The organism is Streptomyces akebiae (assembly GCF_019599145.1).
Lineage (GTDB): Bacteria > Actinomycetota > Actinomycetes > Streptomycetales > Streptomycetaceae > Streptomyces > Streptomyces akebiae.
In genome coordinates, this window is record NZ_CP080647.1 from 6614281 (window position 1) to 6631638 (window position 17358).

The 17358-nt window shown below is 70.8% G+C and carries 13 protein-coding genes and 1 pseudogene; 6 read left to right on the plus strand and 8 right to left on the minus strand.

What is annotated here, in order from left to right; translation table 11 throughout:
* Nucleotides 1–106 precede the first annotated feature (106 nt).
* The 5 genes from K1J60_RS28550 (at nucleotide 107) to K1J60_RS28570 (ending at nucleotide 6427) form a co-directional block, all read left to right on the plus strand.
* Nucleotides 107–1735: a vWA domain-containing protein gene (locus K1J60_RS28550; protein ID WP_220648700.1), complete on the plus strand. Its 1629-nt coding sequence runs from the start codon at nucleotides 107–109 to the stop codon at nucleotides 1733–1735.
* Between the two features lie 123 nt (nucleotides 1736–1858).
* Nucleotides 1859–3781 carry an AMP-dependent synthetase/ligase gene (locus K1J60_RS28555; RefSeq protein WP_220648701.1) on the plus strand — a complete coding sequence of 641 codons (1923 nt, stop codon included), beginning with the start codon at nucleotides 1859–1861 and terminating at the stop codon, nucleotides 3779–3781.
* Between the two features lie 177 nt (nucleotides 3782–3958).
* Complete coding sequence (locus tag K1J60_RS28560) at nucleotides 3959–4321, plus strand: hypothetical protein (RefSeq protein WP_220648702.1); 363 nt, start codon at nucleotides 3959–3961, stop codon at nucleotides 4319–4321.
* A gap of 323 nt (nucleotides 4322–4644) precedes the next feature.
* On the plus strand, nucleotides 4645–4956 hold the full coding sequence (locus K1J60_RS28565) for a hypothetical protein (RefSeq protein WP_220648703.1): 312 nt from the start codon (nucleotides 4645–4647) through the stop codon (nucleotides 4954–4956).
* A 952-nt stretch (nucleotides 4957–5908) separates the two neighbouring features.
* A complete protein-coding gene (locus tag K1J60_RS28570; protein WP_259407958.1) occupies nucleotides 5909–6427 on the plus strand; it encodes an LPXTG cell wall anchor domain-containing protein in 519 nt (172 codons plus the stop codon).
* A 67-nt stretch (nucleotides 6428–6494) separates the two neighbouring features.
* Here the strand turns inward: K1J60_RS28570 and K1J60_RS28575 are convergent, their stop codons facing one another.
* Together K1J60_RS28575 and K1J60_RS28580 are read right to left on the minus strand one after the other, a co-directional pair.
* The gene (locus K1J60_RS28575) at nucleotides 6495–7748 is read right to left on the minus strand and encodes an NAD(P)-binding domain-containing protein (RefSeq protein WP_220648704.1); all 1254 of its coding nucleotides are present in this window, start codon (nucleotides 7746–7748) and stop codon (nucleotides 6495–6497) included.
* Entirely contained in the window at nucleotides 7748–9007 is a 1260-nt protein-coding gene (locus tag K1J60_RS28580; protein ID WP_220648705.1) for a carboxylate--amine ligase, read from the minus strand. Before K1J60_RS28580 ends, K1J60_RS28575 begins: the two co-directional genes overlap by 1 nt.
* 876 nt (nucleotides 9008–9883) lie before the next feature.
* Here K1J60_RS28580 and K1J60_RS47215 point away from each other — a divergent pair.
* Nucleotides 9884–10084 (plus strand): annotated as a pseudogene (locus K1J60_RS47215) (glycosyl hydrolase); the annotation flags it as partial.
* A gap of 284 nt (nucleotides 10085–10368) precedes the next feature.
* Here the strand turns inward: K1J60_RS47215 and K1J60_RS28590 are convergent.
* From K1J60_RS28590 to K1J60_RS28615, 6 genes are read right to left on the minus strand one after another with little or no spacing between them, the layout of a single operon-like run.
* The gene (locus tag K1J60_RS28590) at nucleotides 10369–11655 is read right to left on the minus strand and encodes a GNAT family N-acetyltransferase (protein ID WP_398683458.1); all 1287 of its coding nucleotides are present in this window, start codon (nucleotides 11653–11655) and stop codon (nucleotides 10369–10371) included.
* Nucleotides 11652–12311, minus strand: coding sequence for a YveK family protein (locus tag K1J60_RS28595; protein WP_220648706.1), 660 nt, complete (start codon nucleotides 12309–12311; stop codon nucleotides 11652–11654). Before K1J60_RS28595 ends, K1J60_RS28590 begins: the two co-directional genes overlap by 4 nt.
* On the minus strand, nucleotides 12308–13459 hold the full coding sequence (locus K1J60_RS28600; protein ID WP_220648707.1) for a glycosyltransferase: 1152 nt from the start codon (nucleotides 13457–13459) through the stop codon (nucleotides 12308–12310). The genes K1J60_RS28595 and K1J60_RS28600 overlap by 4 nt, the downstream gene beginning before the upstream one ends.
* A 1-nt stretch (nucleotide 13460) precedes the next feature.
* Nucleotides 13461–14225, minus strand: a complete 765-nt coding sequence (locus K1J60_RS28605; RefSeq protein WP_220648708.1) for a polysaccharide deacetylase family protein — start codon at nucleotides 14223–14225, stop codon at nucleotides 13461–13463.
* Nucleotides 14209–16002 (minus strand): lipid II flippase MurJ, encoded by a 1794-nt coding sequence (locus K1J60_RS28610; RefSeq protein ID WP_220648709.1) that lies wholly within the window; start codon nucleotides 16000–16002, stop codon nucleotides 14209–14211. Before K1J60_RS28610 ends, K1J60_RS28605 begins: the two co-directional genes overlap by 17 nt.
* Entirely contained in the window at nucleotides 15993–17354 is a 1362-nt protein-coding gene (locus tag K1J60_RS28615; RefSeq protein WP_220648710.1) for an O-antigen ligase family protein, read from the minus strand. Before K1J60_RS28615 ends, K1J60_RS28610 begins: the two co-directional genes overlap by 10 nt.
* Nucleotides 17355–17358 lie beyond the last annotated feature (4 nt).

Sequence of the window (17358 nt, forward strand, 5' to 3'; positions counted from 1 at the left end):
AGACGCATCCGCAACACCCCGTGGCGCACATCCGGGCCCCCAGCGCCGTCACAGTCACAACAGTCGCCCACAGAGAGGCGACAGATGACGTGGCTAGGGGGCCCGGATGCGCACGTATCGCAGGACCAGTCCGACGAAGAGGCCGCGGCCGACGACACCACGACACCGGCGACGGCTGGGCACCGCCTTCCTCGCCCTGGGCACGGCCGGCGCCCTCCTCCTCACCGGGTGCAGTGGCGGCGACGGTGTGCGGGACAACTCCTCCTCGTACGACCGGGGCAAGGGCGGAAGCCGCTCCGAGGACGGCTTCCCGGCTCCCGCCCCCGAGGGCACCGGCCCCCGCGAACAGCGGGAGGGGCAGACGGACGAGGAGTCCGAGGACATCGCCCCCACCCCCGACGACCATCTGTCCACCTTCGCCCTCGACGTGGACACCGCCTCCTACGGCTACGCCCGCCGCACCCTGGACGACGGCAGCCTGCCCGACCCGACGACCGTCCGCCCGGAGGAGTTCGTCAACAGCTTCCGCCAGGACTACGAGCGCCCCGACGGCGACGGCTTCTCGGTGACCGTCGACGGCGCCCGCACGACCGGCGACAGCGATGACGGGGACTGGTCCCTGGTCCGCGTCGGCCTCGCCACCCGGGCCGCCGGGGGCGACAGCGAGCGCCCGCCCGCCGCCCTCACCTTCGTCATCGACGTCTCCGGCTCCATGGCCGAACCGGGCCGCCTCGACCTCGCCCAGGACGCCCTGCGCACGATGACGAACCGGCTGCGCGACGACGACTCGGTCGCCCTCGTCACCTTCAGCGACGAAGCCGAGACCATCCTGCCGATGACCCGCCTCGACGACGACCGGGACGAGGTCCTGGACGCGGTCGACAGTCTGGAGCCCACCGACTCCACCAACCTCGCGGCCGGCGTCGAGACCGGCTACGAGACGGCCGTCGACGGCCTGCGCAAGGGCGCCACCAACCGGGTCGTGCTCCTGTCCGACGCCCTCGCCAACACCGGTGCCACCGACGCCGACACCATCCTCGAACGCATCGCGAGCGAACGCCGCGAGCACGGCATCACCCTCTTCGGCGTCGGGGTCGGCAGCGACTACGGCGACGACCTCATGGAGCAGCTCGCCGACCGGGGCGACGGCCACACCACCTACGTCTCCACCGAGGAGGAGGCCGAGGAGGTCTTCTGCGAGGAACTCCCGCGCCACGTCGACCTCACCGCCCGTGACGCCAAGGTCCAGGTCGCCTTCGACCCGACCACGGTCGAGGAGTTCCGCCTGATCGGCTACGACAACCGGCAGGTCGCCGACGAGGACTTCCGCGACGACCGCGTCGACGGCGGCGAGGTCGGCCCCGGCCACACCGTCACCGCCCTCTACGCCGTCCGCACCGAGGAGGGTGCCGAAGGCGGTCACCTCGCCACCGCCACCGTCCGCTGGCTCGACCCCGACACCCGCACCCCGCACGAGGAATCGGCCGGCCTGGAGGCCTCGGCCCTCCACGGCGACCTGTGGGCCTCTTCACCGTACGGCCTCCGCGTCGCCGCCGTGGCCGCCTACTTCGCCGACTCCCTCCGCCGCCAGGACACCCGCTGGACCGACCTCCCCGCCCGCCTCACTCTCCGCCAACTCAGCGACCACGCGTACGACTTGGCGCGGTCCCGCGAGGACAGTGACCTGTACGACCTGGCCGAGTCGATCAGGACGGCGGACACCCTGCTCGGCTAGCACGCCGCACTCCGGCCGCCCGCCCGGACCGCCCGGAGTCGTCCGAAACCATTGAAAATTCCTTACGCACCGGTAAGTTGACTCGTCGGTAATGAAGCGGTCGTGGGGCCTCGGGGAGTGGTGATGGGCGTACGCAAGGACTTGAAGCAGGCGAAACAGCGTGGCGTCCTCGCCGACCGCGTGGAGGTCGAGGTCGTCAGGGACGCGCGGGGCGTCGTCCGGGAGGCCCGCGCCCCCGCACTCGCGCCCCGCCTGAGCGGCGGCAGCATCGCCGACCTCCCGTACGTCAACGCGACCGAGGCCCCCGACGCGGTGGTGCTGCGCCGCGCCGACCGCCACGGCGGCTACCACCCGGTCACCGCCACCGACTTCGCCCGCGAAGTCACCGCCACCGCCAAGGGGTTGATCGCCGCCGGGCTCGAACCCGGCGGCCGGGTGGCGGTGATGTCCCGCACCCGCTACGAGTGGACGGTCCTCGACTTCGCCGTCTGGGCCGCCGGCGGTCAGTCCGTGCCCATCTACGCCACGTCCTCGCCCGACCAGATCGAGTGGATCGTCCGTGACTCCGGCGCCCGTTTCGTGGTCGTGGAGACCCACGAGAACGCGGAGGCCGTCGCCACCGCCACCGCCCGCCACTCCCAGCCCCCGCACGTCTGGCAGATCGACCGGGAGGCCCTCGCCCACCTCGCCGACCTGGGCCGGGGCGTCCCGGACGACGAGGTCACCAAGCGCCGCGCCGCCCTCACCCCCGACACGGCCGCGACCATCTGCTACACCTCCGGCACCACCGGCCGGCCCAAGGGCTGCGTCCTCACCCACGCCAACCTCCACGCGGAGGCCGCCAACACGGTCGAACTGCTCCACCCGATCTTCAAGGAGATCTCCGGCCAGGTCGCCGCCACCCTCCTCTTCCTCCCGCTCGCCCACATCCTCGGCCGCACGATCCAGATCGCCTGTCTCATGGCCCGCATCGAGATCGGCCACTGCCCGAGCATCAAACCCGACGAACTGCGGCCCGCGCTGAAGAAGTTCCGCCCCACCTTCCTGGTCGGCGTCCCGTACCTCTTCGAGCGGATCCACGCCACCGGCCGCGCCACCGCCGAACGCCTCGGCCGGGGCGCCTCCTTCGATCGCGCCCACCGCCTCGGCGTCCGCTTCGCCCGCGCCCACCTGGACAAGTTCCTGGACCGGGGCCCCGGCCCGACCCCCGGCCTGTACGCCGCCTGGGCCCTGTACGATCTGCTGGTCTACCGCCGCGTCCGCAAGGAGCTCGGCGGCCGGATGCGCTACGCCATCAGCGGCGGTTCGCCCCTCGACCGCGACCTCAACCTCTTCTTCTACGCCGCCGGGATCATCGTCTACGAGGGCTACGGCCTCACCGAGACCACCGCCGCCGCCACCATCGTCCCGCCCCTCAAGCCCCGCCCCGGCACCGTCGGCCAACCCGTCCCCGGCACCGCTATCCGCATCGCCGAGGACGGGGAGGTCCTCATCAAGGGCGGCATCGTCTTCGGCACCTACTGGAACAACCCGGTCGCCACCGACGCCGCCCTCACCGACGACTGGTTCGCCACCGGCGACCTCGGCGCGCTCGACGACGACGGCTATCTCACCATCACCGGCCGCAAGAAGGACATCCTCGTCACCTCCGGCGGCAAGAACGTCTCCCCGGCCGTCCTGGAGGACCGGCTGCGCAGCCGTCCCCCGGTCGGGCAGTGCATCGTCGTCGGCGACAACCGCCCCTTCGTCGCCGCTCTCATCACCCTGGACCCCGAGGACGTCACCCACTGGCTGCACGTCCGCGGCATGTCCCCGGAGACCCCGCTCTCCGAGATCGTCACCGACCCCCGGATGCGCGCCGACGTCCAGAAGGCCGTCGACTACGCCAACCAGGCCGTCTCCCGGGCCGAGTCGATCCGTCATTTTCAGCTGCTGGAAGGCGAGTTCACCGAGGACGGCGGCCTGCTCACGCCGTCGATGAAAGTCAGGCGTCACGCGGTGACGGCGGCGTACGCGAAGGAGATCGAGGCGCTGTACCGCAGCTGACACTCTCGGAACCGGCGCCGGGTCTTCGGCCGGGCGGAGCACCCGCGTTGCGCGGTTCAGGGCCCTATGGTCGCATCGTCCAGAAAGGGCACCTAAAGGGCATTTGGGTGCTGCGATCGAGGGCCGGCTGCCCGTTGGCGGCTGCCCCAGTTCCCGGGAGGACCTTTGTCTCACCGCATGCTCCGCTCGGCGGCCACCGTGCTGCTGGCGTCAGCCCCACTCTTCGCCTCCGCGCCGGCGCAGGCCGCCGCGCAGCAGCCGGAATTCCCTTGCTCGGTCGGCCTGCAGAAGGTCGACGGCGCGGCGACCAGTGCGATCAGCGTCAGCATCCACTGCCAGGAGACGCGGACCGTCGGTGCGAGGATCACCGCGAACGGCGTCGAACTCGCAAGCCTGCAGCAGACCGTTCAGGCGGACCTTCGGCAGACGGTCACCATCACGGTGCCCAAGGTCCCGCAGGTCTGCGCCACGCTGCTGGCCAGCGGCCAGACCACCACCGTCTGCGTCCCTGCCGCCGTTCGCCTGCCGGCATCCGCCTGATCGAAACGGCTGCCGTCGCCCGTCCCGTGATTTTCGGAGCCCGGACGGTCGGCGGCTGCCGCTCGCATACCTATTCGGTCGCGAGTTCGGGATTGAATGGTTGCTCAGCTCGATTCACAAACGCCGCAGACGCCGGGTCATTGCGTCATTCGATGACCGAACCGGACTGACCTGGGCGTTCTGTAATTCATATCAATTTCCACTCGGGGCTGTATGGGTGAAGTTCGGGGGTGGGGGCCCTCTCAAGTGGTGCGGGCTCGGGTGGTTGGGGCAGTATCGGTCCCGTTCTTCCGAACGGAAAGAACCGAGAAACGGAGATATAAATGCGCAAGACCATGAAGCTGGGCGCCGCCTCGACCCTCGCTGCGGTGGCCCTGGTTGCGGGTTCCGCCACGGCTGCCACCGCCTTCGGTGGGGGCCACCCGGAGGACCCGTACATCTGCGGCAACTCCGTGGCCGAGACCGGGGCGGAGGGCCCGGACGCGCAGGCTGCGGCGACGGGCAACGGCCCGGTGCCGAACTGCCAGGTCGGCTACACCAACATCTACAACAACAACTCGGAGAGCGACGACAACGAGGGTGGGGACCTCTCTCTCGTCGGGGACGCCATCGAGACCGTCCTTCCCACCGCCTAACATCGGCGAACTGAACGGAGCCCTGGTTCCGCTTCGTGACCGTCCAAATCCGGTGCGGCAGTCAGGGCGCCCGTTCTCGATTCCGTGAGGGATCGTGTTTCTTCCTGAAAGCGTCTTTCCCTGAAGGGTGGATGAGGAAACATCCTCATCCACCGCGGGAGAGGCGCTTTCTGTTTCTCTGATTTGGCGTCGATCACCGCGAAGTACTCATACCGCAGGTGATCTGAAAATCGGTGTGCATCGGAGCGGAATGAGTGACATGAGCGTCCTGCCGCGTTGTCCGGATACGGGGAAAGCCTCATTTCGTAGTGAGGGTGAGGCGCGTATCTGGATTGTCAGACAACCGCTGATCGAAAAGATTCCGGATCGGATCTACCGGTGCCCCGGCTGCCGATATTGGCACTTCACGGGATCCCATCATCTCACCAGTCAGAAAATCAAGCGGCGGAGAAACCACGGCAGGCGTGAAGCCGCTGCCCGACGCAGTCGCGGGAAGAGGGAGAGGACCTGACGCGTACGCGGCCGGGGTCGCCCACTCGTGCAGTCGCCGCCGGACCTCGTCCCGTCGAGGTCCCGCAGTCGGCGGCGCCACGTCCGGTGCGACGACTCGAACAGGAGCCGCGCACCACCAGCGGGACGGCTGCGGCACGGGCCGACCCTGGACCCGTCCGGTTCCAGGGCCGGCATTTCCACATGGCTCGACCAGGAAGACACGAGATTGCGACAGAACCTGAGCAGGGGAATGGTCGTGGCCGCGGCCGCGACGAGCATTCTGTCCCTGTACGGCACTCCGACCTTCGCGGACACGCACTCTGAGAAGACCGCAGGGGGCTCAGTCGGCGCGTTGCCCGACACACCTGCTGCTCTAGCCGACGACAGTATCCGCCATACCCCGCAGGACGGTGCCGCGAGCGCTGGCCCCGACGCCAGCGACCTGAGCACCGCGTCCGACGTGTCCCCCGTGAACTCCCGCACCAGCGGCCCGAACCTCAGCGGGTTGCGGGGTGCTGTCCACGGCTCCGCCCTGGCTGACGTCCGCGAGTACGGTGACCACCGACACCACAGTGGTCACGGCGACGTCGCCGGTTATGGCGACGCCGCCGGTTATGGCGACGCCGCCGGTTATGGCGACGCCGCCGGTTATGGCGACACACCGCCCACGCCGCCCCGCACCGTCCCGCCCCGCACCGTCCCGCCTCGCACCACGCCGCCCACCCCACCCCGCCCTGGACCGCCGACGTCACCGCCCGCCACCACCCCGCCGGTGAAGTCACCGCCTGCGTCGCCGCCCCCGCCCCCCTCGGTCGGCGTCCCGCCACGGAAGCCACCGGTCTCGCCCCCGGCACGACCGCCCGCCCTCCCCGAGACCGGCGCCGGTGAGCAGGTACTGGCGGCATCGGGCATCGCCGCTCTGCTGCTGACGAGTGGCGCCATCCTGTATCGACGAGGCCGGGCCGGGTCCGGCCGATAGCGTCCCGCGCCGGGTGCCGGAGGAAGCACCTCCGGCACCCGGCGTCCCCTCGCCGCCGGTGCGTCTCTCAGGGTGCTTCTGCGTGCCAGCGGCCCACCGGTACGGGGATCACTTGGGCGGGCAGGGCGGCGGTGCGCAGTCGGTGGCGTACTCCTCGTACGAGAGTCGTCGCCGTGAAGGTCGCTCCGTGGACGAAGCGCATGGCGGGGCCGAAGCTGGAGGCCGTCAGCAGGCCTGCCAGGAACAGTCCGTGGCACGAGGACTCGAATCCCCGCCCGACAGCGGGGGAGCCGTCTGCTGTCGTCGTGAGGCTCGCGCGCAACTCCTCGGAGAGCAGATCGAGCCGGTCCAGGGCCGGGCGGAACCCCGTGGCGGCGATCACGTGTTCGGTATCCAGGTAGCCCAGCTCCCCAGCCCGGTCCACCGTCTCCAGCCGTACGCCGCCCGGCACCGCACGGGCCGCGACGACCTCGCGGCCGAGCAGCATCTCCACCACCGGCTCGACCCGGTCCCGTACCCACCAGGCGCCCGCCGGTCCCAGCGCGGTGGCCGCGATGCGGGTGCGGGTCGCCTCGGGGAGGCGACGGAAGAGGTCCGGACGCTCGGCGTAGAACCAGTTGCGCCAGCCGCAGCCGAGACCGCTGTGCGGGGTGCGGGCCGACTGCCACCAGAGGCGCTGCATGGGAGGCGGCACGTCGTTCCAGCGCAGCCGTTGCGCCCGCGCCAGCACCCGTACGCGCGTGCCTTGTTCGGCGAGCAGTGCCGCCGTCTCCACGGCGGCCTGGCCGCCGCCGATCACCGTGACGTCCATACCTCGGAAGCGGCCGAGGTCACTGTGGCGGCTGCTGTGGGTGACGAGTCCCGGGTGCAGGCCGCGCAGTGGGCGAGGCACCTCTGTGAAGGGCATGACGCCGACCGCCAGCGCCACCGTCCGGGCGCGCAGTACCTCTCCGTCCTCGGTGACCGCCTCGAAGCCGACCGGACCGGCTGCCACCCGGCTCACCATGCGCTCGTCCACCTCCGGCACGGCGTTGCGCGCGAACCACAGGCCGTACTCGGCGAACGTCTCCACCGGGATCGGCTCCGCGTGACGCGCCGTGAGTCCCGAGGCCGAGCAGTACGCGTCCAGACGCCACCGGCCTTCAGGATCGGCGAGGTTGGAGGCCCATGGCTCCGACTTCAGGTACATGCCGCGGGCCATGTGGGACCGCCAGGACGCCATGGGCCGCCCGAGGACGCGCATGTCGAGCCCGGCCGTCGCGGCGTGCGACGCGATGGACAGGCCGTACGGGCCGGCGCCCACCACCAGCAGGTCGTACATCAGAAACTGCTCGCTTTCTCGTTGTCGGTGAGGGGCGGTGCGACCGCCTGGCGGACCACGCGTGCCGGTGCGGGTGTCGACCGGGCCGAGCTCAGCCGCTCCCGCAGTCGACGGGACACGTGACGGCACCACAGGGTCCGCATCGCCCGTCCGGGAGCAGGGTCGTCCGGGGCGTGCCAGGCCAGTTCGCGCCCGTGCGGCGCGGGCCGCAGTGCGGCCAGCGGTGCGTAGTTCTCCACCACGAACGTCCGCCCCACCAGCGGTGCGCCGGACCGCAGGGGACGGTGCGTCAGGTCGAGATGCTGGGCGCGTACGACGTCCAGTCCGGCGGAGTCGGAGAAGAGCCGGAACTGGGCGCCGGGGCGCGGATTGAAGTCGAGCAGGTGATAGAGGCCCGTCGTGCCGCAGCGGCGGAAGTCGAGGTCGATGATGCCGCGGTAGCCGAGCTCACCGGTGAGCCGCTCGGCGAGCGCCTGCACCTGTGGGTTGGCCGTCCAACGGCCGACGGTGGTCAGGCCCGCCCCGCGCGGCCACGCCCGCTGCTTGCGGCCCGACCCGCCCGCGCGCACAACACCAAAACGGTCGGCGTACCCGTGGAAGAACCAGTCGCGGTTCGGGCCCGGTGGCAGATACGCCTGCAGCAGCAGTGTGCTGCCGGCCTCCTCGGTGCGCAGGTACAACTGCCGCGCCTGCTGCACGGAGTCCACCAGCACCGTGCTGCGCAGCCTGCTACCGGTGGGCACCAGCCAGGGCCGGCTCCACTTCGCCACCAGCGGAAGTCCCAGCCGCGAGGCGGCGTCGGCGGCCTCCGCCGGGCTGTCCGGGACCAGGGTCACCGGGTGCGCGATGTCCAAGGACGCGCACACGGCGGCCAGACCGGCCTTGTCGGCGACGCGCTCGGGCAGGGCGCCGAGCCCGGCGGGCAGCAGATAGGAGGGCGCGAGTTCCTCGCGCATGCGACCGACGGCGACCGCGCTCGCGTCGTCCATCGGGACCAGGACGGCGGGTCGCTCGATCCGGGCGGCCACCCGGATCAGCGTGGCGACGATCTCGCGGTGGGACGACCCGGGTGCTGGTGGGGGATGCATTTCCCGTAGATAGCGCGATCTGGATACGGGACTTCCCATGGAATCGGCTACCACATGCACCTCCACTCCCGCTCTGCCGAGCGAACGAACAGCGCCCAGCGTTCCGTGGTGAAAGGGATTCCGGTCGATCCGCAGCAGAACGGCGGGGACGCGGGTGTCGAGCAGTTGCACGGATTTCACTCCTTCGGATCAGCTTCACCCGTGCGGGCGAGCGAGGCACTCGAAAGCCGCAACGAGAGTGGCGTTGTGTCATTTCATGTGAATGACTTCATGTGACTGGGTGTCAGAGAAAGCAATGCAGAAGAAGAACAGCGACAGCACGAACGACAGATGGAAGACAGTAGGAGAGCGGAGAAAGGAGCAGGCATGGTTCTACAGCAGTGTCGGGCCCGGACCAGGCGGCTGGCGGTGGTCGCGGCGGCGGCCGCCGTTTCGGCCGCGTTGGCCTCCGGTACCGGCTTCGCAGCGGGGACGGGGCCCTTCGCCGGCCCTCCCGCTCCATCGGCGGCCACCCCGACGCCGTCGGCTTCGACGTTGCCCGCCGTGGCCCCATCGGCCGCGCCGCAGGCACCCGAGGTCACCCCGGACCCCACGAACCCGCCCGTCACCGAACCGTCGAAACCGGCCCCGACGAACCCTTCCGTCGCGCCGACGACCTCGGCACCCGGCAGTGAGCGCCCCGCCTTCGGCGCCTTCCTCGACTCCGGAGACCAGGGCGTGCGCGGCATGACGGAACTCAGCAGGTGGCTGGGTGGCACCGAGCTGCGTGTCGGTCACACCTATCTGCCGGGAGACCTTTGGAGCAACATCGAGGGCACCCGCGGCTTCCTTGAGGGATGGGCGCGCTGGCGCACGGCGAAGGACGACCGGATCTTCGTCCTCAATGTGCCCATGCAGGAGCGCAACGAGGAGGGTGTCTCCGACGCCGAGGTCAGGGTGCTGCTGCGGCAGGGCGCGGCCGGGCACTTCGATCACCACTTCCGCGCGCTCGCCGAGCGGCTGGTCGCGTTGAAGGTGCCGGACACGGTACTGGTGCTCGGCTGGGAGATGAACGGCACGACGTACACCCATCGCTGCGGCCCCGACCCGAAGTCGTGGAAGACGTACTGGAACAGGATCGTCACCACTATGCGTTCGGTGCCTGGCCAGAAATTCCGGTTCGACTTCACACCGAGCCGGGGCCGGGACGCCGTTCCCTGGACGCAGTGCTACCCGGGTGACGACACGGTCGACATCATCGGCATGGACACCTACGACCAGCCGCGAGGGGTTTCCTTCGACGAGCAGGTGAAAGAGCCGTACGGACTTCAAGCACAGGTGGACTTCGCAAAATCCCATGACAAGCCCATTTCCTATCCTGAATGGGGGCTCTTCCGTAACGGTGACAACGCCGAATACATGCGGCGGATGCTCGACTGGATCGATGTGCACAAGCCGCTGTACAACACGCTGACCGATTACTGTCCGCACGGGGTCTGGCAGTGCGCGGCCAATCCCAGATCGTCGCGGGTCTATCGGTCCGCCCTCTTCGGTCACGTCGACGAACCGACGGCTTCGCCCACACCGTTGCTTCCCACCGCGCCGTTGCTTCCCGCAGGCTGCTCGCCGCTGAATCTCGGAGAGTTGGCCGAGCACTGGCTGGGCGGGAGGCTGTGCTTGCGTCTCGACTGGTGGTCGTGGGCCCGATAGCGGCAACCGGAGGCAGGGCCATCACGGGTCCTGCCGCCACCGGTCCGCTCCTGGAAGCGACGCAGCAGCTCCTTGCCCCGCCGCCGCGTGGCCACGTCGCCGATCACCGCCGACATCAGCGGGGCCGTGCGCCGCCTGGCCAGCAGCAGCCGCCGGTTGACGACTGGTTCGGGACGCCAGTGGTGTTTGTAGGGCTCGTCGCCGCGCAGCAGGCTCAGCGTGCGCAGTCCGCCGTTGTCCGTGTGCTGAGTGCAGGCGTCGAGGAGCATCACTGCCACGTCCGCCTTGCGCTCCCGCAGGCGTGGGTGGGCGCCGTACAAGTAAGCGCCCGCGAGCCGCCGCGACAGCAGTGTCAGGTCCACGGCCACCACGTCGCCGTCGAGCCGGAACTCGGTGACCACCGCGTCGCCAGAGTTCACCATCGGCCCCACGGAGCGCACCAAGTGCTCGCAGAAGCGTGTCTGCAGGTGTTCCGACGTCACGTTCCTGCCCTGCCACTGCAGCCGGTGCAGTTCGAGCAGCCGCTGAAGCGCCACGCCCACCCGGTCCTGCGGTACGACCTGCCGCTCCACGCCGAGCGCCCTCAGTTTGCGCAGCTTGGCGCGCGTCCGTTGGGCTTTGCCGGACGCCAGCCGGGACACCAGTTGGTCCATGGGCACGGCGGGCAGCTCCAGGCACAGCGAGTCCTGGAGCCGGCGGCGCGGCCCGCTCCAGCGCTCGTAGACATGCTCGACCGCTCCGCCCGGCCGCACCTCGCGGAAGTCGATGAGCGCGGTGCGGGCGGCGGCCGACAGAGCCTCGACGAGCATGGTGGCCGCCCGGTCCGCACACTCGTCGTCGATGAGGACGTCCCCGTAGTCGGAGATCGCCCCGCCGAGCGGTACCAGCCTGGGCACCGGGCCGCGCCGGAGCATCAGGGGTGCGGCGGCCACGAGTTCGGCACCCTCGCGCACGAGCACGAGCCGCAGCCGGCCGGGCCTGCCGTACGAGAGCCACCATGAGTGCAACCAGGCGTGGTTCTGGAACGGGGTCGCCGTGCCGCACCGCTCGTACAGTCGCCCCCAATCCGGGGCCAGCTCGGCGAAGGCACGGGCGTCGGTGACGAGTTCCGTCGTGTACGCCGCCTTCACAGCTGTCCATGCACGTCGGCGGCGGTGGCCGGGCCAGGCACCGCCGCGGAGCGGGCGGTGTCGTCGTTCTCCGTCCGTTTCGGCCGCACGAGCAGCGCCAGGCCGCCCAGCAGGCCGCCCGCGCTCGTGCCGACCAGACCGGTCACCATCGGTGACGCGGATGTCGGCTCGGTCGGCCGCACCGCCGGTGAGAACTGGACGAGTTCGACGTGGGTGCTGCCCTTGGTCTTGTTCGCGTGGCGGGTCAGCGCGCGGGTGACCGCGTTGGCCATGCCGGAGGCGAGGCCGGGGCGTCCGGAAGTGGCCGAGACGGCGATCATCGGCGCGTCCGGCGAGGTGGCGGTCCGCACGTTACGCCGCAGCGTCCGTGTCGGCACGCCCGCCGACGACTGGGCGTCCCCGAGCACCGCGAGCTGCGTGGCGGCGCGACCGTACGCCTGTGCGAAGCCGAGAGCGGAGGTCGGGTCGGAATTCTTGGTGGGTACGGCGACGACATAGCTGGTCGCCGTGTACGTCGGGGCCTTGAGCGTGCCGTAGGCACCGCCGAGCAGGCCGCCTGCGAGCGTGCCGGTCGCGAGCAGCAACCAGGGCCGCAGGAGGCCGGTGCGGCCCGGTTGGCCGGAGCGCCGGCGGAATCGACTGGGGTTGTCGGTCATGTCGATCTGGATTCCTGGGGTGAGGGGGGCATTGAGCTGGACACCGCTGCGGTGTACACGTCCATGAGCCGTGCAGCGCTATGGGAGATGCTGTAGTGGTGCGCGGCGTCCGCAGCCGTACGAGGCCGCGGACCGGCCGCGCGGACCGCGGCGACGGCATGGGCGTACGCCTCGGGGCCGCCACGCACGCGTAGGGCACCGGTGGCGGCCTGGGCGGGCAGGTCCTCGATCGCCGGGCAGGATGTGTAGAGCACGGGCAGGCCGGACGCCAGGGCCTCCACGACCGCCAGCCCGAAGGCCTCCTCCGAGGACGGCGAGGCGAGCAGGTCCATGGCGAACATGAGCGACGGCACGTCGGGGCCGGGGGAGGCGTCGGGGACGTCCGGGCGCTCGCCGGTGAACAGGACGCGGTCGGCCACGCCTGCCTCGTGGGCCGTACGGCGCAGAACGCTCTCCTCCGGACCGCCACCGACCAGCAACAGCCAGTGGTCGACCGGAAGCCGGGCCATCGCCCGGATGAGGACGTCGAAGCGCTTGCCTCCGGTGAGGCGGCCGATCCCGCCGACGACGTAGGCGTCCTCCGGCAGGCCGAGGCGTCGGCGGGTGTGGTGGCGCCGGGACACGTCGAAGTGGAAACGAGCCAGGTCGATCCCGTTGGGAACGACCTCGATGCGAGGGGAGGGCACGCCCCAGCGTGTGAGACGGTCGGCGACCGCGGGGGAGACGGCGACCGTGGTGGAGCCGAGGCGCTCGCTGGCGAGGTAGAGCGCGCGGACGCCCGCCGTCAGCCTCCGGCCTTCCATCTGGGAGTCGCCGAGGGAGTGTTCGGTGGCGACCACGGCCCTGACGCCGGCGAGTCGGGCGGCCAGCCGGCCGTAGACGCAGGCGCGATAGAGGTGAGTGTGGACCAGGTCGTAGCCACCGGCGCGGATGAGGCCGGTCAGGCGGGGGAGCGCGGACAGGTCGTGGTTGGCGCCCATTCCGAGGTGGTGCACGCGGACTCCGTCGGCAACGAGCCCGTCGGCGACGGCGCCCGGGTTGGTGAGGGCCACCACCTCGCAGTCGATGGTGAGGTGCCGCAGCAACAGGCGGAGCTGTCGTTCGGCGCCGCCGACGCCGAGACCGGTGATGATGTGCAGCGCTTTCATGTCACACGCCCTCCACGCCGCGCCGGCGCAATCGGTGGAGCTTGTGCTTGAGGTGCAGCCGCCAGGCTGTGTCGTTCTGGCCGATGTGCAGACGGGGGAGGGCGTGCGGGCCGGTCAGGGGGCCGGGGTCGATGGCGCAGGCGTAGGTGTATCCGGCTTCGCGTACGGCGGCCACGGCGCGGCTGTCGATCGTGCCGTACGGGTAGCAGAAGCCGTCGACCGGAGCACCGATCAGTTGCGTCAGCAGTGTTCTGCTGTCCGCGACCTCGGCCTTCAGGGTGGCATCGTCGGCCCTGGTGAGATCGATGTGCGTCAGCCCGTGCGATCCGATCTCCACGCCCGCGTCGGCCGCCTGCCGGACACCGTCCGCGGACAGCAGCGGCTTGCGCGGGCCGAGCGGGTCCCAGGCGTTGACGCCTCCGAGTCGGCCGGGCAGGACGAAGAGGGTGGCACCGCAGTTCCAGTGGCGCAGGGCCGGAAGAGCGCGGGTGAGGAAGTCGGCGTACCCGTCGTCGAAGGTGAGGCCGACCAGGTGTCGCCCATCGCCCCGGGCGCGGGCGGCGAACAGTTCGCGCAGGGACACGCCGCGCAGTCGGCGCCGACGCAGCCAGGCCAGCTGCCGCTCCAGCCGTTCGGGCGTGACCGTGATGCGGTACGGGTCGTCGGAGCAGTCGTCGACGGAGTGGTACATCGCCAACCACGGGAGCGAAGGGCGGCGTGCGGCGGGGCGTCTGCCCGTGACGATGGATTCAACTGGAACGGCCATGCCTCAGCCTCCGCGTGACGGCGCCTACGAGAAGAGGCGCGGATGTGCGGCCCTGGGGGTCCAGGACCTGCCCGAGCAGGAGGAAAACGGCGGTCACCGTCACGCAGCCGACCGCGAGACCCACCAGCGGGGACCCCGGTGCGCCCGAGGCGAACGCCCCCGCCGCCGTGGCGAGCGCCGCCGCCCGCAGCGGCTTGCCCAGATCGGACAGCACCTGTCGGGTACGGATGGGGACCCCGCGCTTCCCGCTGTGCTGCGCGGCACGACGGCGAGCCGCGGTCCAGGTCGAGAAAACCGACAGGCTCGGTCCCGCGGTGCTTTCCGCTCGAGGTGCGTCGGCGTGACGGGCACGCCCGTCACGCTTCTGCGCGAGGCCGGCGAGCAGCAGTGCGGCCGTGACGGTGATGCCGACGGCGTTGGCGGCCGCGATCGCCAACACGCCCCAGATGTCCACGGTTGCCACCCCGATCCAGGTGGTCGCGACGACACCCGCGGTCATGGCGCCGATCGGATACCAGGTGGTCCGACCGGCAGAGAAGTAGGTGCGGATCAGTACCCCCACCAGGGTCTGGCCGAGCAGCCCGAGGGCGTACACACGCAGGACGCCTGCGGTCGCCGCCGTGTCCTGCGCGGTGAACGCGCCCCGCTCGAACAGGATCGCGATGATCTGCGGCGCGCAGGCGACCACAGTGGCCGCACCGAAGAGCACCAAGCGGCAAGCCAGTGCCAAGTCCCGCTCCACGCGGGCGCGAGCACGTTCGATGTCGCCGTCGGCGAGCGCCTGCGCGACCACCGGAAAGGTGACGGTGCACAGCATCAGCGACAGCGTCATCGGGATCTGGGCCACCTTCTGCGCGTAGTTGATGTGGGAGATGGCCCCGGCGGGAAGGGTGGAGGCGAGGAAGCGTTCGATCAGGACCTGGGACTGACGGCACAGGGCGAAGAGGAGAACGCTGCTGATCAGGGCGAGGCTCATCGGGCGTACGTCGACGCCGCTGCTGGAAGCGGCTGGGCGTTCAGTCCTCATCAGACGCAGGAGGGAGGGCAGTTGGGCCGCAACCATCAGGCAGCCGCCCACCGCCACACCGACCGCCGCCGATCGAACGCCCCAGCGCTCGCCGAGCAGGAACATCGCGGTGATGATGCCGGTGTTGTAGGCCACGTAGATCGTCGCGGGTGCCAGGAAGCGACGGTGCGCCCGCAGAGCCGCGCTGCAGTACCCCGCGAGCCCGAAGGTCAGGACGCAGCTCGCCGTCAGCCGGGTGCAGTCGGCGGCGAGGCGCGGGTCGGGCAGGCCGGGTGCCAGAACTTCGACCAGGTAGGGGGCTCCCGCGATGATCAGCGCGGAGAGGGCGAGGCAGGCGAGGGACAGGCGGGGCAGGGTGTTGGCGACGAGAGAGCGAACCGGGTCGCCGGAGACACCCTGGGCACGCCGGGCCAGGGCCAGGCTGAAGGCCGGGATCATCGCGATGGCCAAGCCGTCCTCGATGAGCAGCGTGGCGGCGAACTCCGGTACGGTCCACGCGATCAGAAAGGCGTCCGTCTCGATGCCCGCCCCGAAGAGCTGGGCCAGCGCCTGATCCCGCACCAGACCGAGCAGCGCCCCGGCGACCGACAGCGACGCCGTGATCAGAGTGGCCTTCGCGATGAACTTCCGGGTGGCCCCAGCGGGATCGGTGCCGTCCACGTCCTGTGCGGCTGCCCGCGCCGCGGGCACGATCGTCCCCTCGGCCCCGCGACCGGGCGCGCGTGGAGTCTGCGATGGCGTCACGGGCATCGCGCCACGCTCTCACGCGTGTTCCCGACGGCCGGGACCGACGGGGCGGCCTGTGCGTCGCCGTTCCCGGCCAGCGCCCACCACGCCACCAACCCGAGAGCCACGCCGCTCAGCACGGTGGAGGGGCCGCCGATGTCGGCGTACACGAAGTTGGTGAGCTGCCAGACCAGCAGTCCGCAGGCGGCCAGCCCGCAGTCGAGGCCGTGCGGCCCCGACACGCGCGCCCGCGCCATCGCCCGCAGCGCGCACACCAGCAGCGCCAGCCAGCTCCCGGTGAACGCCATCAGTCCGAGCAGGCCTTGTTCGCTGAGCACCAGCAGATACATGCTGTGCGGTGACAGCAGCGGCTGCCTCCGGTACGCGACCCCCGCGCCGTCGGTGTCGCTGCCCGACGACAGCGTCAGCGAGGCGTACGCGTCCCGGTACTCGGGGAAGCCCTTCAAACCGACCCCGCCCAGCGGGTGTTCACGCCACATGTCGGTCGCTGCCGCCCACATTGTGTACCGGTCGGTGACGGACTGGTCGGGGGCGTCGGCGACCTGCGTGATGCTGCTGATCCGCTCCTGCAGCGTCGCCGTGCCGACACCGAGACCGCCCACCAGGACCACACCCGCCGCGGCTACGGCCGCAGCCACCTTGAGCGCGCGCCGCAGCCCGGCCAGGACCAGTTGCACCGTGCAGGTCACAGCCGTTGCGATCCACGCGCCCCGGCTGAAGGACAGTGCGAGCGGCACCAGCAGCGCCAGCGCGCACGCGAGGGCGACTGCCCGTTCTCGTACGGTCGCCTGCCCGAGCGTGAGGGCGAACGCGCACACGAGGCCGAGGCCGACCACCGTTGCCATTCCCATCACGTCCTGTGGCCCGAACGTGCCGACGGCCCGGATCGGCTCGCCCTGGAAGGAGGCGCCGGTCCGGGTCGCGTACTGGTGCACTCCGACGGCTCCCTGCCAGCCCGCGAGCCCCACGAACGACCAGGCCAGGAGCCGGAAGTCACCCCGGTCGCGGATCAACAGCAGGACCGCCGCCGGGACGAGTACGAAGATCTGCAGATACCGGCCCCCGCCGGCGATCCCGGCCTCGGGCGAGTATGCCCCCAAGGCAGTGACGACCAGCCCGAGGACCGGTAGGCCCAGTACCACGGCGGCCGTACGTGGCAAGGGGCGTCGTCGGTTGCGTACGAGGCGGACCGCGCAGAAGAGCACCAGGAGTCCGGACATCGCGTCGGCCGGACCTGGGCCGCCCTCGCTGCTCGGGTCGAGCGGCAGCGCCAGCAGGGCGAGCACGGCCACCACGGGAAGGACCGGCGTCAGGACGGTGCCTCGGCGCACGAGCGGCGTCAGTGCGAAGCTCATGGCG